The sequence below is a fragment of the Agrobacterium salinitolerans genome, from assembly GCF_002008225.1.
In the GTDB taxonomy this organism is placed as follows: domain Bacteria; phylum Pseudomonadota; class Alphaproteobacteria; order Rhizobiales; family Rhizobiaceae; genus Agrobacterium; species Agrobacterium salinitolerans.
Map to the genome: position 1 here is coordinate 1 of NZ_MRDH01000005.1, position 23,715 is coordinate 23,715.

Annotated in this window: 20 protein-coding genes and 2 pseudogenes; 6 read left to right on the plus strand and 16 right to left on the minus strand. The window is 56.9% G+C overall.

Features of this window, described 5'->3' with window-relative positions:
* Positions 1-79: 79 nt before the first annotated feature.
* Positions 80-697, minus strand: a pseudogene (locus tag BS627_RS02780) (IS110 family RNA-guided transposase); the annotation flags it as partial.
* Between the two features lie 85 nt (positions 698-782).
* On the opposite strand from BS627_RS02780, the pseudogene BS627_RS24775 reads away from it, so the two are divergent.
* Positions 783-1,004, plus strand: a pseudogene (locus tag BS627_RS24775) (ribonuclease activity regulator RraA); the annotation flags it as partial.
* Between the two features lie 768 nt (positions 1,005-1,772).
* On the opposite strand, the gene BS627_RS02790 reads toward BS627_RS24775, so the two are convergent.
* On the minus strand, positions 1,773-2,786 hold the full coding sequence (locus tag BS627_RS02790; RefSeq protein WP_165691112.1) for a LacI family DNA-binding transcriptional regulator: 1,014 nt from the start codon (positions 2,784-2,786) through the stop codon (positions 1,773-1,775).
* A gap of 121 nt (positions 2,787-2,907) precedes the next feature.
* On the opposite strand from BS627_RS02790, the gene iolG reads away from it, so the two are divergent.
* The 4 genes from iolG to BS627_RS02810 are packed head-to-tail and all read left to right on the plus strand — an operon-like array spanning position 2,908 to position 7,113.
* Positions 2,908-3,915 carry an inositol 2-dehydrogenase gene (gene iolG / locus BS627_RS02795; protein WP_077981792.1) on the plus strand — a complete coding sequence of 336 codons (1,008 nt, stop codon included), beginning with the start codon at positions 2,908-2,910 and terminating at the stop codon, positions 3,913-3,915.
* Between the two features lie 18 nt (positions 3,916-3,933).
* Positions 3,934-4,848, plus strand: coding sequence for a myo-inosose-2 dehydratase (gene iolE / locus BS627_RS02800; RefSeq protein WP_077981793.1), 915 nt, complete (start codon positions 3,934-3,936; stop codon positions 4,846-4,848).
* Positions 4,849-4,862: 14 nt separating this feature from the next.
* Positions 4,863-6,035: a Gfo/Idh/MocA family protein gene (locus BS627_RS02805; protein ID WP_022557482.1), complete on the plus strand. Its 1,173-nt coding sequence runs from the start codon at positions 4,863-4,865 to the stop codon at positions 6,033-6,035.
* A gap of 31 nt (positions 6,036-6,066) precedes the next feature.
* Entirely contained in the window at positions 6,067-7,113 is a 1,047-nt protein-coding gene (locus tag BS627_RS02810; RefSeq protein ID WP_077981794.1) for a Gfo/Idh/MocA family protein, read from the plus strand.
* Positions 7,114-7,136: 23 nt separating this feature from the next.
* Here the strand turns inward: BS627_RS02810 and BS627_RS02815 are convergent, their stop codons facing one another.
* The 14 genes from BS627_RS02815 to BS627_RS02880 form a co-directional block, all read right to left on the minus strand.
* Entirely contained in the window at positions 7,137-7,997 is an 861-nt protein-coding gene (locus BS627_RS02815; RefSeq protein ID WP_077981795.1) for a MurR/RpiR family transcriptional regulator, read from the minus strand.
* A complete protein-coding gene (iolB, locus tag BS627_RS02820) occupies positions 7,981-8,796 on the minus strand; it encodes a 5-deoxy-glucuronate isomerase (RefSeq protein ID WP_022557479.1) in 816 nt (271 codons plus the stop codon). The genes BS627_RS02815 and iolB overlap by 17 nt, the downstream gene beginning before the upstream one ends.
* A 32-nt stretch (positions 8,797-8,828) precedes the next feature.
* Positions 8,829-9,734 carry a myo-inosose-2 dehydratase gene (iolE, locus tag BS627_RS02825; protein WP_077981796.1) on the minus strand — a complete coding sequence of 302 codons (906 nt, stop codon included), beginning with the start codon at positions 9,732-9,734 and terminating at the stop codon, positions 8,829-8,831.
* 28 nt (positions 9,735-9,762) lie between these two features.
* A complete protein-coding gene (gene iolD, locus BS627_RS02830; protein WP_077981797.1) occupies positions 9,763-11,595 on the minus strand; it encodes a 3D-(3,5/4)-trihydroxycyclohexane-1,2-dione acylhydrolase (decyclizing) in 1,833 nt (610 codons plus the stop codon).
* Position 11,596: 1 nt separating this feature from the next.
* On the minus strand, positions 11,597-13,504 hold the full coding sequence (locus tag BS627_RS02835) for a bifunctional 5-dehydro-2-deoxygluconokinase/5-dehydro-2-deoxyphosphogluconate aldolase (RefSeq protein ID WP_077981798.1): 1,908 nt from the start codon (positions 13,502-13,504) through the stop codon (positions 11,597-11,599).
* A 71-nt stretch (positions 13,505-13,575) separates the two neighbouring features.
* Positions 13,576-14,361 carry a TIM barrel protein gene (locus BS627_RS02840; protein WP_077981799.1) on the minus strand — a complete coding sequence of 262 codons (786 nt, stop codon included), beginning with the start codon at positions 14,359-14,361 and terminating at the stop codon, positions 13,576-13,578.
* Positions 14,362-14,369: 8 nt separating this feature from the next.
* Positions 14,370-15,380, minus strand: coding sequence for a Gfo/Idh/MocA family protein (locus tag BS627_RS02845; protein ID WP_022557474.1), 1,011 nt, complete (start codon positions 15,378-15,380; stop codon positions 14,370-14,372).
* 10 nt (positions 15,381-15,390) lie between these two features.
* Positions 15,391-16,290 carry a sugar phosphate isomerase/epimerase family protein gene (locus BS627_RS02850; protein WP_077981800.1) on the minus strand — a complete coding sequence of 300 codons (900 nt, stop codon included), beginning with the start codon at positions 16,288-16,290 and terminating at the stop codon, positions 15,391-15,393.
* 82 nt (positions 16,291-16,372) lie between these two features.
* A complete protein-coding gene (locus BS627_RS02855; protein ID WP_077981801.1) occupies positions 16,373-16,564 on the minus strand; it encodes a hypothetical protein in 192 nt (63 codons plus the stop codon).
* Positions 16,565-16,643: 79 nt separating this feature from the next.
* Positions 16,644-17,663, minus strand: a complete 1,020-nt coding sequence (locus tag BS627_RS02860; RefSeq protein WP_077981802.1) for an ABC transporter permease — start codon at positions 17,661-17,663, stop codon at positions 16,644-16,646.
* A gap of 21 nt (positions 17,664-17,684) precedes the next feature.
* Positions 17,685-19,223: a sugar ABC transporter ATP-binding protein gene (locus tag BS627_RS02865; RefSeq protein WP_205635495.1), complete on the minus strand. Its 1,539-nt coding sequence runs from the start codon at positions 19,221-19,223 to the stop codon at positions 17,685-17,687.
* 64 nt (positions 19,224-19,287) lie between these two features.
* Positions 19,288-20,211 (minus strand): sugar ABC transporter substrate-binding protein, encoded by a 924-nt coding sequence (locus BS627_RS02870; protein WP_222857111.1) that lies wholly within the window; start codon positions 20,209-20,211, stop codon positions 19,288-19,290.
* A gap of 290 nt (positions 20,212-20,501) precedes the next feature.
* On the minus strand, positions 20,502-21,530 hold the full coding sequence (locus BS627_RS02875) for a LacI family DNA-binding transcriptional regulator (RefSeq protein ID WP_077981984.1): 1,029 nt from the start codon (positions 21,528-21,530) through the stop codon (positions 20,502-20,504).
* 172 nt (positions 21,531-21,702) lie between these two features.
* Positions 21,703-22,338, minus strand: a complete 636-nt coding sequence (locus BS627_RS02880; RefSeq protein ID WP_077981985.1) for a TetR/AcrR family transcriptional regulator — start codon at positions 22,336-22,338, stop codon at positions 21,703-21,705.
* A 222-nt stretch (positions 22,339-22,560) separates the two neighbouring features.
* Here BS627_RS02880 and BS627_RS02885 point away from each other — a divergent pair, with 222 nt between their 5' ends.
* On the plus strand, positions 22,561-23,715 hold the full coding sequence (locus BS627_RS02885; protein WP_022557467.1) for an efflux RND transporter periplasmic adaptor subunit: 1,155 nt from the start codon (positions 22,561-22,563) through the stop codon (positions 23,713-23,715).

Here is a 23,715-nt window from a genome sequence, read left to right on the forward strand (position 1 = left end):
ACGGCCAACACAAACGATACCTAAAGGCGGGTCACTTCTCGGTGGAAACGCCGGGTCAGCTCTCAGTGGAAATCAACAGCCGAGCCCTCCGACCAATCTCCAGATCAAGTTCCCGCACCTTATCAATGAGGGCTCGCAATGTTGAAACCAATGCCAAGCAGGGTGCGCGTGCTGCCACCGTCAAGCTTGAGCTATCGTCTTCAACGTAACTGATCAGAATGCCGACATGCGAGGGGCCTTGCGGAACGGTAATTCCAAACTCTGCCATTAGACCACGTAGCGCATTGATAATCTGGGTCTTTTGCCGCACGAGAAGGTCACGGACCTTGAATGCTGTCGCCGCTGCCTGCTTCTCTTCGCTTTTTACTGCGACAAAACGCATAGTGGGTCGCATTGCCGCTTCGCAGACGGCTTCTGCATCGGCCGCATCATTCTTCTGACGCTTGACAAACGGTTTGACGTAAATGGGCGCAATCAGCTTTACTTGATGACCAAGCTTGACAACTTCGCGACCCCAGTGGTGGCTCCCCGCGCAGGCTTCCATCGCCACAATACAAGGATCAAAGGCGGATAGGAACGCAAGCAATTTCTTGCTCGAAATCTTTCGCCGAAAAAGCACCGAGCCATCACCGCTTGCTGCGTGAACTTGAATTATGCTCTTGGCCAAATCCAGGCCGATTATGCTAACCTTTTCCATGGACGCTCTCCCTTCTTATGGTTCCAACACAACCATTCTGGCATGAAGATGCCGTTGAGTGGGAGCGTCCACCTCATCGCTCACGGTGTTTCCAGGGGATGTTATCGTTGGAGATGCCGAAGGCGTTGTCGTGATCCCGGCCCATCTCGCGGACGAGATCGCGAACGAAGCCATAGAAATGACTGCATACGAAGACTTTGTGACTGAGAAGGTAGTGAATGGTAACTCGATCATAGGGCTTTACCCTGCAACAAATGAGCGGTCACTGCGAGATTTTGCAGATTGGCGAACAAGAAACAACCGATAGTGTTTACCGGCTTAGCCGAAGCTCTGACCTGTTTTTGTACGCACCGGTTTTTTGCGAGAATGTTATTAGTGTAACCGAGATGATGCGTGGCTTGCCTATGAGCCACGCGTTTTAGTGTTGGAAAACTCCCAAAATCTTTTCACAACTGACTTGACAATTGTATATGAACCTCTGCCCGATGTCTGCCAGCTGCAACTCGATCAGTATCTCCTGAAGAAGGCTAACGATTGTAAACAGGGCCCGGCAACGATTTCAAGGATCTTAGATACTTGTGGGGTAGCGAGTTTTGAGCGCCTGAATATCGATAGGCCATCGGTTAGCGGATGCGTTGCCTCGATTTCGCCGCACCCACCAGGTTAGCCACGGCTCGACCCCGTCGGCTTGTAAACGGAATACATGTCAACTTGGTTATATGACCTCAGCGCGGTGACACGCTCCCGTGTCCAGCTATTACTGTTGCCGGTCTTCATTCTGCCGCTATTGAGGACACCGGCAATCAGATCGTCAGTGGCGATCAAGCCAGTGAATGAGGAGGACGATCATCATCAGCATGGGCGACCACTTCGTTGATGAGCGTGCACACAATGCACTTCGTTAGTATTGCATAGCGTATCGGCGCCGTCCAGATGGTACGAAGGTTCCCTGCAAGCGCGGATACCGTGATGCGGACATGTAGATCATCTGTGGCGTGTGTAATCACGAGCCATCGACTATGGTTAACACTGAAAAAAATACAATCTTGTCCGGAGTTCCCTCCGACTATCCGGTTCAGCAATTTTCGATTGTGTGGATATGGACTGGCGTCATGAGCGAGGCTGGGGGGTCTTCCTTGCGTCCAAAGACAGCTGCGAGTGCCTCAATGGCAGTGCGAACCTCGAACGCCGGTCCCTGGTCGATGATGACGTCGATCAGGCCCTTTCGAAGCAAGTGTCGTCGGTCATCCGTCAATTCATGGGTTATGAAGACGATCTCTCCGGCTCGGCCCAGGGATTCAACGGCATTAACGACGGATGACGCTCCCGCTGACGCGTTGTAGATGCCGCGAATGGCGCAGTTGCGTTTCAAAGCGCTGAACACGAGATCCCCCGCCCGTTCAGCGCGCTCAAGACTTTCGAGCACGTCAGTTATACGGCAATCAGGATAGCGTTCGTTCAGGACGGCACGGAATCCAGCTTCACGCTCTTCATGTCCCATCATGCTTAGCATGCCGGAAATCACAAGGACGTCTCCACCGCCCTTGCCCAGAAGGCGCCCCATCATATCCCCGGCAATTCTGCCCGCCTTGAAGTTGTCGGGACCGACGTAGGCAAAACGCTCCGAGCCCGCGATGTCGGTGACAAGGGTGATCACCGGCTTGCCGAGCCTGCCAAATTCTCGCAACGCCGCGCCAATATCTTTATCTGCCGCACTGACAATCACTATTCCATCGCATATCTTCAAAAGGCTCCTGATCAGGCTAGCTGTTGCACCGGGCTTCGCCGGCTCGATGTGGTGGATCCTGAACTGCAGATTGAACTGCGGAAATTCCCGCATTGCCGCTTCAAAGTTAGTCTGGACAGCGGCGTGAAACGGGTTTTCGGGGCGCTGTAGCAACACCGCAATCCTGAGCGTTCGTGCCGCCCTCTGATTGAGAGCACGATCAATCTTGAGCTTGCGAGCCCATTCGACGACGCGTCTTTCCTTTGCTTCCGCGACGCCGCCGCGATTGTTGAGAACCCGGTCAACGGTCGAAAGCGAAACGTTTGCGGCCTCAGCGATGTCTTTGGCCGTGATCTTTCCCATACGTAGCCCTTCCATTTGAAGAAATCTCTTCAAAAATAAGATACTGCATCAAGAGCCTAAAGCTATCATCTTCTCCAACCGAGCGTCATGGAGGGCGCGTCGGGGCAAGGAGGTTAAATACATGATTGAGCTCGCCGTCTTTGGCGCAGGCCGTATCGGGCAGGTGCATGCCCTGAACGCGGCTGGCCACCCCTCAGCGCGCCTGAAATACATCGTTGACCCCGTAGCAAGCGAGCATCGCGAGCATCTCGCAATCCAAACCCGAGCCGTGCTGTGCGAGCCGGAAGAAGTCTTTGCCGACCCAGACATTACAGGCATCGTCATAGCGAGTTCCACTGATACCCATGCGGAACTGCTTTTGCGGGCTGCGCAGGCAAGCAAAGCCGTGTTCTGTGAAAAACCGGTCAGCCTTGATTTTGCAACCGTCGTAAATGTCACAAGCAAGGTTGAAAACGCCGGTGTGGCCTGCCTACTTGGATTTCAACGCCGATATGATCCGGATTATCGTCTGGTGCGTGACAGGATTGCGAGTGGTCAGGCGGGCCGCTTGGAGCACATCGTCATGCACACCCGCGACCCGTCGCCCCCGCCACGTTTCTACGTCGAGCGGTCGGGTGGCATGTTTCGAGACCAGGCGATCCATGATTTCGACATGGCCCGTTATCTTCTTGGAGAGGAAATCGCAATTGTCTACGCGGTTGGAAAAAGCCTGATCGACCCCGAAATCGAAGCGGCAGGCGATATCGACACGGCAATGATCACACTGACATCGGTTTCTGGTCGCTTCGTTCAGATGATAAATTGCCGGCGTGCGCCATTCGGTTACGATCAGAGGTTGGAGGCCCTGTGCTCGAGCGAGGTGCTCTACGTCGAAAACCGCCCGCAACGGGGCGTCATGATCGCCGACGCCAATGGTTTTCATTCGTCGATACCCATGAACTATTTCATCGAACGTTTTGCGGGTGCCTATCTCGCGGAAATGCACGCCTTCATCGATATGATCGAGAAGGGTACCAAACCCCTCGCCGGGATAAGAGATGGCTTGGAGGCGCAACGCCTTGCCGAGGCCGCGATCGTTTCGATGACAACCGGCTCACCCGTCCACATCAGTTCCGACTGGCATCCTTGAGAAAGGAAGGCAACAACTATGACAACCACCGATCTCCTGCCAGAAGGTGTCAGAATTGCCGTCAGCCCGTTGTCATGGGTAAATGACGTGCTTGAGGATCTCGGACGCGACATATCGCTTGAAACCTGCCTGAACGATGCGGCAGCAATCGGCTACCAAGGCGTAGAGCTGGGTCGCAAGTTCCCCCGAGACGCCGCCGTGCTTCGTCCGCTTCTGGACAGCCGCGACCTGCAACTCGCATCCGGCTGGTATTCCGGCGAACTTGCCGAGCGCGGCGTCGATGCGGAGATGGCAAGCGTCGCCGCGCACGCTGCCCTGCTGCGGGACATGGGCAGCAGTGTGCTTGTCTATGGCGAGGTGGCGATGATGGCACCAGGCGCGCCGCTCGATGCGCCGATGTCGAAACGCCTGACCATGCCGGCGGATGATATTGGCGGTTACGCCGCGAGACTGACAGAGTTCGGCAAGCGGCTTGGCGGAGAATACGGGCTGGTGCTCGCCTATCATCACCACCTGATGATGGTCGCAGAGACCTTCGACGAGATTTCGTCGCTCTTCGACAAGACGGGAGCGGAGGCTGGGCTTCTGCTCGATACCGGCCATGCCGCCGGTGGTGGTTTCGAGTACGCACGGCTGATCGAACGTTTCGGCGATCGCATCAACCACATTCATCTCAAGGATATGCGCACTCCCGTGATGACGGATGTTCGCAGCCGCGACCTCAGCTTTAACGACGGTGTTCGTGCCGGCATGTTCACTGTTCCTGGCGATGGTAACGTCGATTTCAGTCCGATCGTGCGCTTTGTTCGCGGCGGCTACAAGGGCTGGCTCGTGGTGGAGGCTGAGCAGGATCCCGCCCAAGCGCCGCCGCGTCCTGCCGTCACTCGCGCCTTCTTTCACATGCACGACCTTTTCGCAGCTAGACCAGATTGAAAGGGAGAGAGGCCATGACCCAAAAAAAACTCAATATCGGCCTGATCGGTTCAGGCTTCATGGGCCAGGCCCATGCGGACGCCTACCGTCGTGCTGGCGTGCTGTATCGTGATCTGGCGGCCATCCCCCATCTCTATATGCTCGCCGATGCGAGCGATGAAATGGCTGCCGATGCCGCCGCCCGATATGGTTTCGAGAAAAGCACCGGAGACTGGCGGCGACTGGTTGAGGATCCCAACGTCGATATCGTCGACATCACCTCGCCAAACGTCATGCACCATGAAATGGCGCTTGCAGCGATAGAAGCAGGCAAGCACGTCTACTGCGAAAAGCCACTTTCCGTGACGCTGGCAGAGGCAGAGCAAATGGCTGCAGCTGCCCGAAAAAAAGGCGTCAAGACGATGGTCGCCTTCAACAACATCAAGACACCGGCGGCAATGTTGGCCAAGCAATTGATCGACAGAGGCGATATCGGACAGCCCATGCGCTTTCGCGGCTGGTTCGATCAAGGCTTTTTCAATGATCCCGATTTGCCATTTTCGTGGCGCTGTACGCGTCGCGATGCAGGATCAGGGGCGCTGGGCGATCTCGGCAGCCACGTAATTTCCGTTGCACAATATCTGCTGGGTCCGGTTGAAAGCGTCATCGCCCAAAGTCAGACGTTTTTTCCGACGAGGCCCGTGCCCCGGGGTGGTTCGGGTTACGGTGCAAAGGCGGGCAATGATGCGCCTCGCGCGATGGTCGAGAACGAGGATCAGATCCAGGCGCTGGTCCGCTTCAAATCCGGCGCAGGTGGCACCATTGAGGCATCCCGCGTAGCTGCCGGCAAGGTCTTTGGCGTCTACTGGGAAATATCCGGGACGGAGGGCACGATCATCATGGACGGAGAGCGCTTCAACGAGCTGAAGATATCGCGTTTCAACGACCCCAAGCCTGACCGCGGATTCAAGACGATCCTAGCGGGAAGCCAAGTGCCGCAGTTTTCGGCATTTTTCGGCTTTGATTTCGCTGGCGGTGGCCTCGGCTACTTCGACGTCAAGGTTATCGAGGTACGTGACCTGATCGAAGGCATCATGCGCGATGCCGACTGTTACCCAAATTTCGAATTCGGGCTAGCCAACGAACAGATTATTGACGCCATGGAGCGGTCTCTGGCAACGGGCCAGTGGGAACAGACGGCGTCCTGAGCAATCGAGAGGCTTTTTGAGGAGATTTAAGATGACATTTCCAACCGCTCTTCCACCGTCCCGATTGCGAGCACCCCTGGACGCTCCTCCACTGCGCTGGGGCATTTTGGGGACTGGCTGGATAGCGGCAAAGTTCACAGAATCGGTAAAGGCACACACTCGGCAAGTAATCGCGGCCGTGGGTTCGAGATCGGAAGAAACTGCCAAGCGGTTTGCATCTGAGTGGGGTGTCGAGAACGCTTATGGAAGTTACGAGGCGCTCGTTCAATCACTCGATATCGATATCATCTATGTGGCGACACCACATGGTTGGCACCATGAGCACGTCCTGCTCGCGATCAACGCCGGTAAGCACGTGCTCGTCGAAAAGCCGATGGCGCTGAATCATGCCCAGGCTGCCGAAATGGTCACTGCTGCTCGTAAGAAAGGCGTCTTTTTTGCAGAAGCGCTCTGGACGTATTTCCTGCCGAAATTCGACATTGTCCAGCAGGTCCTTGATGCGGGCGTTATTGGGGACATCAAATCGGTCTACACGGAATATGGCGAGTATCTTCCGCGTGAGCACCGCATCTTCAACCCAAAACTGGCAGGCGGGCCGCTGCTTGATCTAGGTACGTATCCAGTGTCGTTAATAAGCAAGCTGCTTGGCGTTCCTTCCAAGGTCGTCGGCGTTGCAAGTCCCGATCCGGCCGGAGTGAATGGGCAGCTGGCTGTCGCCATGATGAATTCCCGGGGCTGCCAGGGGACCATGGCAACGACCCTTTATGGGTTTACGCCAACCGGCGCGACCATGGTCGGCACGGAGGGCTCGATCCGGTTTGTCAACGAGTTCCATTTGCCAGGCGCGTTCGAAGTGTGGTCGCTGGACGGGACTGTCAGGTTGAAATACGCAGAACCTCGTGGCGCGCATTTCGAAGGGCTTTACCATCAGGCTGCTGGGGTCGCTTACAGTATCAGCGACGGCGACCTTGAAAGTCCTTGCAGACCGCTTGATGCATCACTTGACACGATGAAAACACTTGATGCGATCCGTGCAGCGCTCGATATCGACTTCAGGAAAGCAGGGTTGTCTGAATGACCGCAAGACGGGTCCGACAGTCGTTATGTGAGGCACCGGTTCCCGTTGCGCAACAGGCTTACGCTGGACGCGAGGAGCTCACCGAGTGCAATACCGGCAATAGACATCAGAGTGTCGTTCGTTTCCGTACTTGGGAGAATGAGATGGACAGATGCGAGTTCTGCCAGACGTGAAAGGCTCTTATCCGTCGTTGCGATGACGGGTACGCCCTGCTGCACAAGTGTGGCTGCCAGACCGGAAATCTGGTCGGCATCAGCGCCACAGGCGATAACGATTGCCGCATCGCCTGGTGCCGCACAGGTCAACTGTGCTTCTCCGCCCGTAAGATCAGTCACCAGGATCGTTTTGATTTTCGACCGGACGAGGACGTGTTCCATGGCGACCGCAACTGGGAAGGCGCTTCCCCGCCCGATGACAAACATGCAATTGGCGCTGGCGATGATACGGGCAGCAATCTGGACATCCCTTGTCTTGACCGCGCTCAATAGATCATCCAGCACGTGGTGGCAGGCGTCAATCGCCCGACCAAAAAAGCGGTCATCCGGCCTTCCGTTCCGCTCGACAGCTTGTGGATCATTCCTTCCAGGGCGCCCTGAGATCTTTTGGCGCAGGGCGTCGCGAGCGATTGCCTGGACCGCAGCAAAGCCGTCATAGCCGAATAGTTGCGCGAACCGTATCAATGCTGATGGTGTGACATGTGCCGCCGCCGCGATATCCGTTGCAGAGTTCAGCGCAACATCATCCGGGGAATCCAGAACGTAGCGCGCAATTGCCGCGAGGCGTTTTGGCAATGAGATATACCGTGCGCGGATTCTCGCAGAAAGGTTCTCAAAATCCTCGGGGGCGCTTGTACTCTGACCTCTTTGATCAGACTTTTCGGGCATCGCGTTCCATGATCCATTCGACAGCGGGGTCTGGTACAAATCGCCACTTGCGCACTGGTCCTGCCATCACGTTGAGATAGTACATTTCGAACCCGTGCGGTGCACCACACGGATGATGACCGCGCGGCACAAGCACGACATCACCATCCGAAACGGCGATGGTCTCATCGAGCCTGCGATCATCAGTGTAGACGCGCTGAATTCCGAAGCCGCTTGCCGGGTTCAGTCGGTGATAATAGGTTTCCTCCAGGTAGGTGATGCGAGGGTAGTCATCCTCGTCATGTCGATGGCTCGGAAAGGAAGACCAGTTGCCGGCCGGCGTGAAAACCTCCGTGACGAGCAGGCTGTCGCAATAATCTTCGGCCTCCATGGCAATGTTGTTGATGTGTCGCTGGTTGGAGCCAACTCCCCGTGGAGTGAGCTTGATACCATCAGGCCCGATTTTGCGGGCAGGATGCCCACGTTTGCCGGGCGCTAGGCAAACCGCGATCGTGCAATCCGTCGTCGCCTGTGCCGCCCAACGCGAACCGTTCGGGAGATAGAGACAATGCGGTGGCGTTTTTTCGAAAACGTTCATCCGCTCGCCAAGCTCGCCCCAGTCCTCCCCATCGGCAGTAAAATGGGCCTTGCCTTCAACCATCACCAGTATTGCTTCCATGCTACCGGTTGCCTCGCTAATGGCTTCCCCGTCGCGCAGGCGATAAAGATTGAATCCGACATACCGCCACCCCGCCGACTGCGGGGTGATTTCGTGAACCTTGCCGTGGCCGCCGAACGGCCGGCGCAGAAGATGGCTCATGATGATGCTTCCTGTTTGTTTGCGTTGCCTGTTCAGGTCGCGGCCTTATCCAGCCCGACCTCGCAGGAGATCGATTTCAGTGCGTTCAAACCCATGTACTGGTAGAGGAAAGGTTCTCGAACGGCGCTGTCCTGCTCGGCCTCGATCACCAGCCAGCCGGTGTAGTTGTGGGCGGCGGCGACCTTGAGAACCGGCGCGAAGTCGACGCAGCCTTCCGGGTCACCAGGCACGGTGAAGACGCCGCGCCGCACACCATCGAGGAAGGAGAGGTTCTCCGTACGAACCTGCTTCATGATCTCGGGACGGATGTTCTTTGCATGGATGTGCGTTACGCGACCCATATACTTGTTTGCCACCTCCAGAGGGTTCGCGCCGCCGAACGTGCAATGACCCGTGTCGAGCAGCAGGCGGGTATAGGGACCGGCCATCGCCATGAAGCGATCGATGTCGGCCGCGCTTTCGATGATCGTGCCCATGTGATGGTGATAACCCATCTTCACGCCCTGTTCTGCCGCGTGCTTGGAGAGCGCCTCATAGCCCTCGGAAAATCGCGCCCACTGCTCATCGGTCATGATCGGGCGATTATTCACTGGCGTGTCGTCGCTGCCATGGACGGTATTAGAGCACTCGCACGCATTAATGTGATCGCCACCGGCCGCCTTGGTCATGTCGATGAAGGTCTGCAACGCTTTGATCTCGGTCGCGATGTCATTGATCAGGAGATTGGTCGAATGCCATCCGCCGACGAAGCGCAGGCCAAATTCGCCGAGCTTGGCCTTTAGCGCCTTGCCTTCGTTCGGCATCTTGTGTCCTTTCTCGATGCCGTCAAAGCCGATCTTACGGCAATCGGAAAGGCAATCTTCCAGCGACAGATGCGCGCCGATTGTCTGATCGTCGTCATTGGACCAGGCGATAGGGTTGGTTCCGTAGAGTATCATGGTTCAGTCCTTTCAGGCATTCGAAGCGTCAATTGATCCGCTGGCGAGCGGTGTTGGCTTCATAGTGTGCGCGCGCCTTCTTCAGTTTTTCGGTGTTGCCGACTTCGGGAACCGCGACGTCCCACCAGCCGCCGCCGATGCCAGCGCCGGTTTCGGCTTCGGTGTCGATGACGATGACGGTCGGGATGTTGCGGTCGCGAGCGGCGACCAACTCGGTCTCGAGCGCGGCGATGCCCGACACCTTCATGGCATGGGCGCCCATCGAGGCCGCATGTGCCACGAAGTCGATCTCCGGCTGCACTTCGATATTGCTGTCCTTGTACATATTATTGAATTCGGCCCCGCCGCATTCCTGCTGCAGGCGGTTAATGCAGCCGTAACCGCGGTTGTCGGTCAGCACGATCGTGAACGGGACACGCATCATCACGGCCGTCGCCAGCTCGGAGTTGGCCATCATGTAGGAGCCGTCGCCGACGAAGCAGACGACATCCTTGGCCTTATCCGCAAGCTTGATGCCGAAGGCACCTGCTACCTCGTAACCCATGCAGGAGTAGCCGTATTCCATATGGTAGCCATTTGTGGCTGCCCGCCACAGCACCTGCAGCGCCCCCGGCATGGTGCCGGCGGCACACATTGCGACAGTGTTCTCCTTGGCTTGGCGCAACACGGCGCCGATGACATGGGCATCCGATGGCAGGAAGTTGGCACTCTCTGGGTTCGGGGCGGCGAGGGCGCCGTCGGACAACCGGAACCATGCATCGCGCGCGGCATAGTCAGGATCTTCAAACCGGTGGCTATCCAGTCCCGCGGATAATCGTGAGAGCGCAACCTTGGCATCTGAGACAAGCGGGATAGCGCTGTGCTTTGCAGCGTCATAACCGGCAAGATTGATCGAGACAAGCTTGCGCGCCGGGTTGGCGAAAGCCGTCCAACTGCCCGTGGTGAAATCCTGGAAGCGGGTACCGACACCGAGGATGAGGTCGGCATTAGCCGCAATCTCGTTGCCGCAATCGGTCCCAGTGACACCTGGCGATCCGAAGTTCAATTTTTCCTTCCAGTCGATCGCGCCCTTGCCGGCCTGGGTTTCGACGACAGGAATGTTATGCATCCTGGCGAATTTTAGAAGATCGCTCTCGGCGCCAGAATAAAGGACACCGCCGCCCGCGACGATCACGGGATTGCGCGCCGACTTGAGAGCGGCGACGACATCGGCGACTTCACGCGGATCCGGCTCCGGCCGCCGGATGCGCCAGGTCCTTTCCTCGAAGAAGCTCTCCGGCCAGTCAAAGGCTTCCGCCTGCACGTCCTGGCAGAAAGCGAGCGTAACAGGACCGCAGTTGGCAGGATCGGTCATAACCTGCATGGCGCGTGGCAAGGCCGACAACAGGTGTTCCGGCCGCGTGATACGGTCAAAATAGCGGCTGACCGGCCTGAAGCAATCGGTGACGCTCATCGTTCCGTCCTCGAAATCTTCGATCTGCTGCAGCACCGGATCGGGTCGGCGATTGGCAAAGACGTCGCCGGGGATGAACAGCACGGGAAGCCGGTTAACATGGGCAAGGGCTGCCGCCGTCACCATGTTGGTGGCCCCCGGACCGATCGACGACGTGATCGCCATTGCCTTGCGGCGGCGTTTCGTCTTGGCATAGGCGATGGCTGCGTGCGCCATGGTCTGCTCGTTCTGGCCGCGCCATGTAGGGAGTCTTTCCTGGATACCGTGTAACGCCTCGCCGATGCCAGCGACATTTCCATGCCCGAAAATCGCCCAGACGCCGTCGATGAAGCGCTCCCCGTCCTCGTTCATCTGCACCGACAGCCAGCGGAACATCGCCTGTGCTGCGGTCAAACGGATCGTTGTCATATCAATTCTCCTTGGCGGCCTTGCGCGCCGCATCCCAAATCTCGCAAAGGCGGCTGTATCTCCGCGTCATTTCGGCAACGGCTGCCGCGTCTGTTGTCTCGCCCTTGAACCACTGACGCGCGACCTCACCAAAGATGGTCCGGCCAACGGCAAAGCCTTTCACCAGTTGATAGCGTGCGGCGACTTTGAAGCTTGCCTCGAGCTCCGCTTCCGGCGCATCAAGTCCGAGGACGACAATGCCGCGCGTGTTCGGGTCGTTGTCGTTGATCGCCGCGCAGGTCTTGTCCCAGGCGGCTGCGCTGACCATCGGCTCAAGCTTCCACCAGTCCGGATAAATCCCGATCTCGTAGAAGCGCCGGATAAGGGCAGCAGTGGTGTCGTCATCGACGGGTCCGACCTTGGACGGAATGATCTCAAGAAGGAATTCCAGCCGGTTGCGGCGAGCCGCCGAAAACAGGCGGCTGATGGTTGCTTCCTGCTCAGCCCGCATCTCTGCAGCGTCGCTCGGATGGCAGAAGCACAGCACCTTGACGACGTTCTCCAGAGCCCATTCGCTTAGAGCCCCATAGTCAGGCCCGAGTTCGGGCTCCAGCGTCAGAGGACGCGAACCTGGCCACTCGACCGGTCGCCCGATCCAGAGCCCCGTGCCGGAGGCTGCATGCAGCGCCTGACGCCCAAGCCTATTGTCGCAGAGAATTCCATACCCCGCCTTTCCGTTCTGAACATCGAGCGCCGCCTTGAGACAAAGTTGTTTAAATTCTCGGATCTTTTGCGATGTCGCTCCTTCCATCGCTTCCAGCTGAATGCGATGGTCGAAGGCAAAGACGCGCATCGTTGACCAGTCATTGTGGCGGTTGGTCGCCCAATGGATCTGCTCCAGCTCCGCATCTTTGCGAAGCGCCTTTTCCTTCACGCCACGCTTGAGGAAGAACTCCAGTTCCTCGAGCGAGGGATAGGCCGGCGTGCAGCCATGGCGACTGACGGCGAATGCACCGCAGGCATTGGCGTATTCCAGCGCTCTCGGCCAGGACGCGTCTTCCAGCCAGCCCTTGATCAGGCCGGACATGAAGCCGTCTCCTGCGCCAAGAACGTTGAAGACTTCGATCGGGAAACCCGGTCCCCGCTCGCCATCATCAAGACTGTCTGGGATCGCGCCGGTAAAGGCGACCGCGCCGGCTGCGCCGCGTTTGCAAATGAGCGTCGCTGGCGAGAGCTCGCGCACCGCGCGCAGTGCCGCGATCGTGTCGGTCGAGCCGCCCGCGATATGGAATTCCTCCTCCGTGCCGACGATCAGGTGGAATAGATGCAGGTGGCTCTGCAACTTCGTCGTGACACGATCACTTTCGATGAAGCGACTTTCTCCGTCGCCATGGCCCGCCAACCCCCACAAGTTTGGGCGATAGTCGATATCGAGGCCGATGCGCGCGCCGTGTTTGCGGGCAAGGTCGATGGCTTTGAGAACGGCACTTTCGGTCTTCGGGTGGCTGAGATGGGTACCGGTCACGACGAGGGCGCGGCTCTCGGAAATCAAGTCCTCTTCGATATCGTCTTCGCACAGCGCCATGTCTGCGCAGTTCTCACGATAAAAAATCAGCGGGAAATGTTCTTCATCGCGGATGCCGAGCAGGACGAGCGCAGTCAGTCGCTCGGGATCAGTCTTGACCCCGCGTACATCGACGCCTTCCTTCCGCAACTCCTCGCGAATGAACCGTCCCATATGCTCGTCGCCGACGCGCGTGATCAGACCGCTTTTGAGGCCAAGTCGCGCCGTTCCTGCCGCCATGTTGGTGGGCGAGCCGCCAATATATTTCTGGAACGACCCCATGTCCTCCAGCCGGCCGCCGATTTGCGCGCCATAGAGATCCACCGAAGAGCGGCCGACCGTTATCACATCCAAAGTTTTTGCCATTTCACTCCTCAAGCATCCCAGGAGACACACGCGTCAGAAGATCGCTCGCGGCAAAGCCGCGAGCGACTGGGTCAAATTGCCCGGTTGATGTGACCAATGCTGTCCCTCACGGCAGCAACCGGGTCATTCAATTCGTGAACGTCCTCCGCAAAGGGCTCGAAGCTGTAAAGGCCTCGGTATCCAGCGGCACTGAGTGCCTTGATCTGGGCAATGTTCTCCAGGCGGTCCGCGCCATCCACGAGAACGCGGTGCGCATCGAGCATATCGGACACCGCGACGGCCGGATCGACGACGCCTGAGATATGCACGAGCCCGGTCTTCTCCGGGAAGAACTCTGTCTCGCCTGCCAGGTGGTGGTGGAAGGTATCATGCACGAGCTTGTAAACTCCTTCGCCACCGGCAGCCTCGATGGCCTCCAACGCTTCTTTCTTCGTTCGCAGCGACGAAATCGGAAAGCCGAGCGGCTCAACGAGACCGGTCAGGCCGCGTTCTTTGAGGATCGGCTTCATCGCTTTCAGCGCAGCGACCAGATCATCAAAGGCGACCTTCGTGCCATCGTTGAGCGGGCACATGACGAGTGCCTCTGCACCGCTTGCGGCGGCGTAGTCGGCCAAAGCGACGGCGCGCCTCGGCAAGTCGCCGGACCAGACATTAAAGGGATAGAGCGCGTTGATCGAGATGATCGTCACGCCGGCCTTTGCCGCTGCGTCCTTTACCGCTGCGGGATCGATGGTGTTGACGACATCCGGCAGATCATTCCGAATTTCGACCTCGGTCAGCCCGAGACCTTTGGCGGCAGCGAAGAATGCCTCGAGAGTGAGTTTCGGTGCGGTGATGTGGTTGATCGCAAAACGCATGACAAACCTCAGTTATAAAGCGCCGGACGGGTCGGCAGGTCGATCGCGACGGACTGCCCTTCCTTTTCCTGCGCGGTGACGCAGGCGTCGGACGTGATGGCGGCCACATAGCCGTCCCAGGAGGTCGGTCCGGATGCGGTACCCTTGGCGGCAGCGTGGATGAAGTCCTGCAGCTCGACGTCGTAACTCGCGATGAAGCGATCCTTCCAATCCGTCAGGATGTCGTTCTGAAGCTTGGCGTCTAGGCGCGTCTGGATTGCCAGGGGTTCCGGCAGCTTGGCGATACCATCTTCGCCGACGACTTCGCACTGGATGTCGTAGCCGTAGTGGCAATTCACGAAGATCTCGACATTGATAATCGTGCCCTTCGCCGTTTCCAGGATCACGATCTGCGGATCCTTGAGCTTGGCGTGGCTGCGCACGGCAGAACGAGGAAACAGGACGCGCGCAGAGACGTAGTCGTCGTCAAGCAGCCAGCGGAACACGTCGATCTCGTGGATCAGCGTGTCGTGGATGGCCATGGGCGTCACATATTGCGCGGGAACAGACGGGTTGCGGTGCGCAGCGTGCACGATGATCGGTGCGCCGATCTTCGTGTCGACCGCCTTCTTTAGCGCGACGTAACCGCTGTCGTAGCGGCGCATGAAGCCAACTTGCACGACACGCTTGCCATGCTTTACCTCAGCATCAACGATGCGCTTAGCACCTTCGGCGGTCGTTGCCAGCGGCTTCTCGCAGAAGCAGGGCTTACCCGCTGCGATTGCTGCCAATACGTATTGCTCATGGGTAGCGCCCCAAGAGGTGACGAGCACGGCATCGACGTCGGAGGCGGCTATAAGTGCTTCGCCTGTGTCGTAGATGGCCGCATCCGGCGCGATATCTTTCTTCACGGCTTCGGCGGACGCCCTATTCACGTCGCTCAGCGCCACGATCCTCGCGCCGCCGAGAACCTGGTTGATGCGGCGCGCATGCTCGCGGCCGATTGCGCCGGTGCCGATGACACCAATTCTCAAAGTCATGGGAAGAGCCTCACTTCTGGTATTTGTTGATGTATCTGTTGATTTCGGAGCACATGAAGCGCCCGGATTCATCCGCCTTGTCTTCCCAGGCGAAGACGCAGGAGGTTACGATGCCGTCGAAGCCGATCTCCGAGAGCGTGCCGAAGAAATCCTCCCACGGCACCTCGCCCTGGCCGATATTGAGGTGCTGGTGGACCCGCGCCTGCGTGCCGGGTGGGTTCAGGATGTAGCGCAGCCCCGAGCTTGCCTTGTGATTGAAGGTGTCGCCGACGTGGACATGCGCCAGCACATCCTTTGCCTCGCGCAGCATCGCCTTGGTATCGTCGCCGAAATAAAAGGTATGCGGCGCGCAATAGAGAAATTTGACGCTCTTGGAGTTTACGGTACGAATGATGTCGAGTGCTGGCTGCAACGTTTCGCACCAGTCTTCCGGATGTGGTTCGATGTTGAGCTGGATGCCCTCACGTTCGAAAATCGGAACAAGCTCTTCCATCGAGCGCCACCAGGCATCTTCGCAGGCCTCGATCATAGAGCCTGTGTGGCAGCAGTAGCATGAGCCCTTATCGGGGTGCGGACCACGGCCGAATTCCGAGTTCATCGTATCGACTTCGAGCTCAACCGCGATCTCGATCGCGCGCTTCCAGTGCTTAACCGCCGCCTTGCGCTCGGTCTCGTCATTGGAGGCCCAGCGATACATGGGAAGCAGCGATGCGATACCGACATCCGCCTCCTTCAGCGATCTCTTGAGTGTCTTGATACGTTCGGGGAACACGCGTGGCGCCTTGAACCACTCCAGAAAGTCAGCGCGTGGCGATAGCTCGATCCAGTCGAAGCCAAGTTCCTTCACCTTGTGGGGAAGTTCCTCCAGGCTCAAATGGCGATGCATGAACGGGTCTATGGCGATCTTCATGGATGCCTCCTTTTCTCTGTCCTTGTGATCAAGGGAATGGTGGGGGCGCGGCGTTGAGAGGAGCCGATCGCGCCCCGGGGTGCTACTTCGCGTAGCTGGCCATGTATTCAGTGGTCATGCGCTCGAACGGCACACACAAGGTTTTCCGGACCGTTTCGCCAAGCGCCGTATTCTCCGCGAAAGAGGTCATGTTAACCCCGAGACGGATTTCGCCTGTCATTGCCGGAACGGTCTGAACCAGGCAAAGTGCGGTCGTTATCAGAAGCTGATTCATTACAGTTCCTCACAAATTGCATATCGATGTGAAGTTGCTCTGAGAGGCGGGGGAACGACGGGCCTGTCGCCACTCCTGGTCAGCTCTTTTTAACGCGCTTGCGCTGACGGTAGACGTCTGCCACCACGGCAGCGACGATAATGACGCCTTTTAACATCTCTTGGTAATAAGCGTCCAAACGCAGAAAGGTGAAACCCGAGATAATCACGCCGAATATGATCATTCCGATCATCGTTCCGAGTATGGAACCGCGCCCACCCGACAGGGAGACGCCGCCTATTACGGCCATCGCGATTGCGTCGAGCTCGTAGCTCATGCCCATGCCGGCTTGTGCGGTTAGACCTCGCGAGGCCACCACGATACCAGCCAGTGCCGACAGTAGGCCAGCAACGGCATAGACCTTGACCGTGTGGCGTTCGACGTCGATACCCGAAACCCGAGCGGCCTGACGATTTGCCCCTATCGCATAGGTGAATTTACCGTAGCGCGTGTAGCGCAACACGACATGCATGACGGCCGCCACGCCCAGAAAGATCAGGACAGGCGCGAGACCCTTGCCGATCATGGCGAAACTGTCGGTCGGGAAGCTAATCGGCTGCCCTTTGGTATACCATTTCGCAAAACCGCGCGCAGTCACCATCATGCCCAGCGTGGCAATAAAGGGAGGTATACGACTATAGGCGATCAGCACTCCATTGATGCCGCCGCAAACAATCCCGACCAAAAGACCGACTGCTACAGGCACGATAACCGGCAAATCGGTTAAATGGGGGTATAGGGCACGTTCATAGGTGCCGGCCTGTGCGAGACTCATCGAGATCATTGCGGTTGCGCCAACGATCGAGCCCGAGCTCAGATCAATACCGTCTGAAATGATGACCTGAGTGACCCCGATCGCAATAATGCCGATCACCGAAACCTGAAGAATCATAATGGAAAGACGTTGCGTATTCCCGAGAAAGCTCTGCCCCTGCAAAATCCACCCGAGGATTTCAAAAGTCAGCGAAATCCCGATCAGAACCAGGAATATTGTCAGTTCAGCCGGTAACCGACGTTTTGTGGTAAAGGTCGACGCTGTAGATTGGGTGATGGTGTTCATAATTTCCTCCCTTTCCCGCCGTCATCGGGCAGCAAGGTCCATAATTTTCACTTGAGTTGCATCGGCGCGATCAAGGAAACCGGCCACGTGGCCTTCGTGCATGACCATGATCCGATCGCTCATGCCCAACACCTCCGGCAGTTCCGACGAAATCATCAGTACGGCCACCCCTTCCGCAGCCAAGCCGGTGATCAGTCTGTGGATTTCGGATTTAGCGCCCACATCAATGCCGCGGGTTGGCTCGTCGAGGATAAGGATCCGGGGATTCGTCAGAAGCCAGCGCGCAATCAGCAGTTTCTGCTGGTTCCCGCCGGATAGATTCTCGACCGTCTCATGCAAATTCGGGGTCTTGACGCGAAGTTTGGCGGCCATCTCTTCGGCCAGTTTTGTGACGGTGGATTGATCGACGAACCCAGCCTTGACGTGTGAGCGTGTGATAAGGGCAGACTGGATGTTCTCGAGGCAGTTCAACGTCAGGAAACAGCCCGTCTCCTTGCGATCCTCGGTCAGGAACGCCAGTCCACAAGCCATCGCGTCGCTTGGGTTTGATATCGCCGCGATCTTGCCGTCGATCAAAATTTCACCTGAACTCGCCGGTGTGACACCAAAAAGAGCCTCCGCGACGTTCGAACGTTTTGAACCCACCAATCCCGCGAGCCCGAGGATCTCGCCGCGGCGGACTGAAAAGGAGATGTCGTAAAAGACACCCGGGATTGTCAGGTTCTTTACTTCCAGGATCACGTCGCCGATGGGGCAATCGACTTTCGGGAACATGTCGGTGATCTCGCGGCCGACCATCATGCGAATAATGTCATCGCGCGTCACATCCTTGGAAGAATGGGTGCCAACGTATTTTCCGTCTCGAAAGACTGTGAATTCGTCGGCAATCTCAAAGAGTTCATTCATCTTGTGAGTGATGTAAACGATGCCAATGCCGCGAGAGCGAAGATCGCGAATGATTGCGAAAAGGTGCTCCACTTCGCGATCGGTCAACGCCGAGGTTGGCTCGTCCATGATCAGGATCGAGGATTCATAGCTGACCGCACGGGCGATCTCGACCATTTGTTTCTGCGCAACGGTGAGTTCGGAAACCTGAGCCTTCGGATCGAGCTTAATGTTGAGACGCGAAAACAGATCCTCAGTCATCTTGGCCATATTTGAATGATCGATAAGACCAAAGCGATTTTTCGGTTCGCGGCGTATCCAGATATTTTCCGCCACAGTCATCGAGTTCATCAGCGCCAGTTCCTGATGGATCATGGCAACGCCCTGCTCGAGGGCGTCAAGCGGAGATTTCAACGTAACAGGTAATCCGCGCAACCTGATTTCACCGGCGTCTGGTTGGTAAATTCCTGCGATGATTTTCATCAGCGTGGACTTTCCAGCGCCATTTTCACCCATCAGCGCATGAACAGTTCCGGGCCGCACCCGCAGCCTGACATCATCGAGAGCGACGACGCCGGGAAACTCTTTTCGGATGCCTTCGATTGCCAGCAAACCATCGCGCTCGGTATTTTCGAGCATCTGCTTGATCGCTGCAGCTGTTGTTTGACTTACCATTGCAAATCCTCCGTCTCGCGAAAGAGGAAGGCATAGAGTTGCCTTCCTCGCATGGTCGCGCAGGTCAGTTCTTCGCCTGGTAGTTCTTTAGGTTTGCCGGGGTGACGAGTTCGAACGGAACATAGACCTTCTTTTCGATCTTTTCGCCCTTGGCAATCTTAATAGCAGCGTCAACCGCGCCTTTTCCTTGGCCGGCAGCGTTCTGGAAGACGGACACGTCGAGGTCGCCAGCCGCCATGGACGCAAGAGCGTCCTGCGTGGCATCGATGCCCGCGACAACGACGTCATTCATAGAGCGGCCCGATGATTTCAACGACTGAATCGCGCCAATTGCCATCTCGTCATTGTTGGAGATCACGGCATCGAACTTGACGCCAGCCGACAACCAGTTGGTCATCAGATCGGCACCCTGTGTTCGAGACCAGTTTGCAGTCTGCTCTTCGACGATCTTGATGAAGCTGCAATCGGGTGTTGCGATGACGTCCTTGATGTCCTGTGTGCGCACGCGCGCGGCTTGATTGGACAATTCACCCATCATGACGACGGCATTGGCTTCCTTCTTCCCTGCTTCCTTGAGAATTCGGCAGACCTCTTGAGTTTGAAGTGTTCCGGACTGTTTTTCATCCGATGCAACGAAAGCCTGCTTCTCGGGCAGGTCATCAACATTGACCGGTTGGCGATTGACATAAATGAGAGGGATACCGGCTGCTGCGGCTGCCTGTGAAAGCGCCGTGGTCGCATCGGTGTCGACCGGGTTAACGATGATTGCATCTACGCCCGAGGCCACAAAGTTTTGAACCTGGCTCAGTTGTTTCCCGACATCATTTTGCGCATCTTCGATCTGGAGAGTGACGCCGTCGAGGCCTTTGGCGTAATCAATCATGCCATTGCGCAAGACTGTCAGGAAGTTGTCGTCGAACAGTGCCATCGAGACGCCAATCGTCTGGGCAGACGCCGATGTAGCCAGCAAGCTGGCAAATGCGGCCATGATCAAATGTTTTTTCACGTGTTTCTCCTCCACGGTTTTCCTACCCACTCAGCGTGACAACGCCGGTGGGCTTGGTCTGTCAGAATATGCAACAGTTTTCCATGAGCTCTGACGAGGTCAGTTCCCTTGGCACGGCCATCAATGATCTTTACGAACGCGATGGCCTCCTGTCTCCGCCATCGCGCTCTCACCCTTTCGCAAAGGAGGGCCGTCGTCAACGATTTGTCGCCGCAGAATCTATCAAGCCTGATAGAAAAAACACACGGCCAATGAGAGATTCTATCAGATCTTTACAGGCTTTCAGGAACCCACAAATGCGCTGGCAGGAAGCGCTGGCCAGGATTCTCAGCCATCCCGTGCTCCTTGGTGTGGACCATTGTCACGATCAAATCTGCGCACAGGTCGCGCAATGGCGTTTGAAAGATGCCCGAAATGCGCCGCTCCAGAAGGGCCTGACGTGATTCAGGGGTTAGTTCATTGACGAGGCACGCAATGGATCCGGATCTGTTTTGCTGGATTAGCGCTTCAATAGCGCCCTCCATTCCACCGCCGATGCAGTACAGACCAACTAAGTCAGGATGGTGCGAGAGCGTGTCCGTCATGAGGCCATAGGTGAGGCGGCGGGTCTCAAGATTGACGAGGGCATCCAGAACTTCAAACTCAGGGGCGTATTCCCGCATATATGCGCGAAACCCTGTTTCCCGAAGCGAATGTCCATGAAACCGGTGTCCACCCAAAATCAGGAGCACCTTGCCGGGGGTGGGCGAAAGCTTTGAAATCATCCAGGCTGCAGTACGTCCAACTTTCATATTATTGGTGCCCAGATAGGTTTCACGGACACCTTGCGCGAAGTCGGAAAGTAGGGAAAACGTCGGTATTCCCTTCGATTTCATCGTGGCAACGGCTTTCGTCACGTCGTGGTGGTCTGGTCCTGCTGCCGCGATTGCCTGGACCTTGCCCGCCATTCCCAAAATCAATTCAGCGAGCTCGCTGGGTTCCTCTGATTTGGCAAATTCTATCTTGAGGTTGATGTTGCGGTCCTTTACAGCCAACGCAGCTGCCTGGAGTTCGGTGGCAAAGTCCTTGTAAAAAGTCTGCCGTTCCTTACGCAGAATTATCCCGAAATTATACGTAGGAGTGTCTCCCAGCATTCTCTGGCGGATAATGTTGGTGCCGCGAAACCCGATCTTCTCGGATGCCTCAAAAACTTTTCTGGCGGTCTCTTCGCGAACAGGTAAACGCCCGTTTAAAACGCGGTCTACGGTCGCAACGCTTACGCCTGCGGTGCCTGCAAGATCTGATATGGTTGGGCGCTTCACTGGAATGCCTTTCATAAATGGGCGAATGCTATCAAGAACCGCCCGGGATTTTTGCATTAACGTGAAAAACTATCAATCAGGTCGCTGTCTGCCGAAACTGGCCTCCGTCAGCGCGTAACCGTTGTGCGGATCAGCAGGCACCGGATATCAACTTTGACAAAACGATTAGCGGTTATGATGTGCGTTCATCAAAGCTCAGCAGCGCTCGCATGACCAGCTTGACGTGAATAGAGAGGTTTATCTCCATTTCCGGCGTTCTGCGGGAATCCGAGATCAATCTAGACACCGTTGCTCCGAAAAGTAGTGCCATCACAACTCCTGCCAGCTGAGATGCTTTCGAACTGAACATCTTTTTTGCAACGCCGTCCTCCAATATCGTATTGATCTTCGAGAAAACGGGTTCCGCGAATATCTCATTATAGTGGTCGATCAGTTCGGGAAACCGGGGGGCCTCCGCCAAGAGCAGCCTAAGCAGTTCCCGCATTTTCCGGTCATTTACAATGGCATCGAATAGGAAGCCCAAAAATGCTTCGATCTCTTCGACGGGATTTTTCCGCGCACCTGAATAAGTGTCGAGCACCTCTTGGACAGCCCTTGTAAGATTCTCGATCGTCGACCTAAAAAGTTCTTCTTTCGTTTCGAAATAGATGAACACGGTACCCTTCGTGACGTTCACGCGGTGAGCGATATCTTCGACGCGTGTAGCGGTGAAGCCATTCTTTGCAAATTCCTCGAATGCGGCATCAACGATCTCCAGTCGGCGCTGAGCTTTCTGCTCTGCGCGCGTTAATTTCTCGGCTGCGGACATTCTACACCCCCTCTCGACCTTCTTCGGTTTCGCTGCTCGCGTTGAGCGTGACCCTAACCGAACCCTCGCCAGTGACGTTCTAGTTCTAAGAGTGCGCCGCCCTGCAATTAGCATAGGAGCAGAATTGCATATTATATTTACAATCGGAATGTATGTATATAAACACGGGAGGGTGGGCTCGTTTCATGTGGCCCGGCAAAATCGTCATCGGAAGGTGAAAAAATGGTCGAGAAAAGTCAGTGGCGGCGCGGGCAAACGGTGGCCCTTGCGTTGATCCTATCCTGTGTCCTCTATCCCGGAAGAGTGCTCTCGCAGCAACAACCCACCCCGTCGGTCACGGTTGAAACCGCCAAAGCGGCGGATTTCACGCTGACTGCGCGTTTGCCCGGACGTATCAAACCTTCGACGATTTCAGAGGTACGGCCGCAGGTCTCAGGCATCATCCGGGAACGATTATTTGAAGAAGGCGCCCGTGTCGAGGCCGGTCAGGTTCTCTACAAGATCGAGGATGAAACCTATGTCGCGGCGGTGGAATCCGCAAAGGCCAACGTCGCCCAGGCGCAGGCCAGCTATGATTTCGCCGTCGTCGATGCGCGCCGTGCTGAGGAGACATTTGCCAATAATGTCAGCTCGGCGTCGAACCGCGATAACAAGATTGCAGAGAGAAACAAGACGCAGGCCGCACTTCAGGTGGCGCGGGCTCAGCTGACGACAGCACAGATCGACCTCGAGAGAACGACGATCCGCGCGCCAATCTCCGGCATCATCGGGTTTTCGGAAACGACTGCCGGCGCGCTTGTGGCTGCGCAGCAGACGACGGCTTTGACCACGATCCGTGCGCTCGACACGATCTATGTCGACGTAACCCAGTCCGTAAACGATCTGTTACGCTGGAATGCCGACAAAAGGGTAGGGGGCAGCCAGTCCCTGTCCGTCGCAACGATGATCCTTCCCAACGGCCAGACCTACCCGATCAAGGGCGACCTGAAGGCGGCCGAACCGAGGGTCGAGCCGACGACAGGCATGGTCACCCTTCGAATTTCATTTTCCAACCCGGATAACAGGCTTCTGCCGGGCCTCTATGTCGAGGTTGAACTGCCGCAGGCCGTCACCAAGGACGCGATCCTCGTTCCGCAAAGCGCCGTGATGCGCAATACAAAAGGCGAGGCTTCCGTCTGGATCGTGGAAGGCGGCAAGATTGTTCCCCGTCCGGTAACCATCGTCACTGGTGCCGGCAATCGCTGGGTCACCAGCAGCGGCCTGAAACCGGGGGACCAGATCGTCATGTCCGGTTTCCAGAAGGTGGCACCCGGTGCTTCGGTGGAAATAGAGCAACAGCCGGTGGCCCAGCAGGCTGCCCGGGTCGGGAGTAACTGA

What these genes read in the sequence shown, in the direction of transcription:
- BS627_RS02850 (WP_077981800.1), bottom strand. Translation starts at nt 16,290, where the DNA reads ATGAAGATCGCCATAGACCCGTTCATGCATCGCCATTTGAGCCTGGAG.
- BS627_RS02865 (WP_205635495.1), bottom strand. Translation starts at nt 19,223, where the DNA reads ATGGTAAGTCAAACAACAGCTGCAGCGATCAAGCAGATGCTCGAAAAT.
- BS627_RS02860 (WP_077981802.1), bottom strand. Translation starts at nt 17,663, where the DNA reads ATGAACACCATCACCCAATCTACAGCGTCGACCTTTACCACAAAACGT.
- BS627_RS02855 (WP_077981801.1), bottom strand. Translation starts at nt 16,564, where the DNA reads ATGAATCAGCTTCTGATAACGACCGCACTTTGCCTGGTTCAGACCGTT.
- BS627_RS02885 (WP_022557467.1), top strand. Translation starts at nt 22,561, where the DNA reads ATGGTCGAGAAAAGTCAGTGGCGGCGCGGGCAAACGGTGGCCCTTGCG.
- BS627_RS02815 (WP_077981795.1), bottom strand. Translation starts at nt 7,997, where the DNA reads ATGCCCGAAAAGTCTGATCAAAGAGGTCAGAGTACAAGCGCCCCCGAG.
- iolE (WP_077981793.1), top strand. Translation starts at nt 3,934, where the DNA reads ATGACAACCACCGATCTCCTGCCAGAAGGTGTCAGAATTGCCGTCAGC.
- BS627_RS02845 (WP_022557474.1), bottom strand. Translation starts at nt 15,380, where the DNA reads ATGACTTTGAGAATTGGTGTCATCGGCACCGGCGCAATCGGCCGCGAG.
- iolB (WP_022557479.1), bottom strand. Translation starts at nt 8,796, where the DNA reads ATGAGCCATCTTCTGCGCCGGCCGTTCGGCGGCCACGGCAAGGTTCAC.
- iolE (WP_077981796.1), bottom strand. Translation starts at nt 9,734, where the DNA reads ATGATACTCTACGGAACCAACCCTATCGCCTGGTCCAATGACGACGAT.
- BS627_RS02870 (WP_222857111.1), bottom strand. Translation starts at nt 20,211, where the DNA reads ATGGCCGCATTTGCCAGCTTGCTGGCTACATCGGCGTCTGCCCAGACG.
- iolD (WP_077981797.1), bottom strand. Translation starts at nt 11,595, where the DNA reads ATGACAACGATCCGTTTGACCGCAGCACAGGCGATGTTCCGCTGGCTG.
- BS627_RS02840 (WP_077981799.1), bottom strand. Translation starts at nt 14,361, where the DNA reads ATGCGTTTTGCGATCAACCACATCACCGCACCGAAACTCACTCTCGAG.
- BS627_RS02805 (WP_022557482.1), top strand. Translation starts at nt 4,863, where the DNA reads ATGACCCAAAAAAAACTCAATATCGGCCTGATCGGTTCAGGCTTCATG.
- BS627_RS02835 (WP_077981798.1), bottom strand. Translation starts at nt 13,504, where the DNA reads ATGGCAAAAACTTTGGATGTGATAACGGTCGGCCGCTCTTCGGTGGAT.
- BS627_RS02880 (WP_077981985.1), bottom strand. Translation starts at nt 22,338, where the DNA reads ATGTCCGCAGCCGAGAAATTAACGCGCGCAGAGCAGAAAGCTCAGCGC.
- iolG (WP_077981792.1), top strand. Translation starts at nt 2,908, where the DNA reads ATGATTGAGCTCGCCGTCTTTGGCGCAGGCCGTATCGGGCAGGTGCAT.
- BS627_RS02810 (WP_077981794.1), top strand. Translation starts at nt 6,067, where the DNA reads ATGACATTTCCAACCGCTCTTCCACCGTCCCGATTGCGAGCACCCCTG.
- BS627_RS02790 (WP_165691112.1), bottom strand. Translation starts at nt 2,786, where the DNA reads ATGGGAAAGATCACGGCCAAAGACATCGCTGAGGCCGCAAACGTTTCG.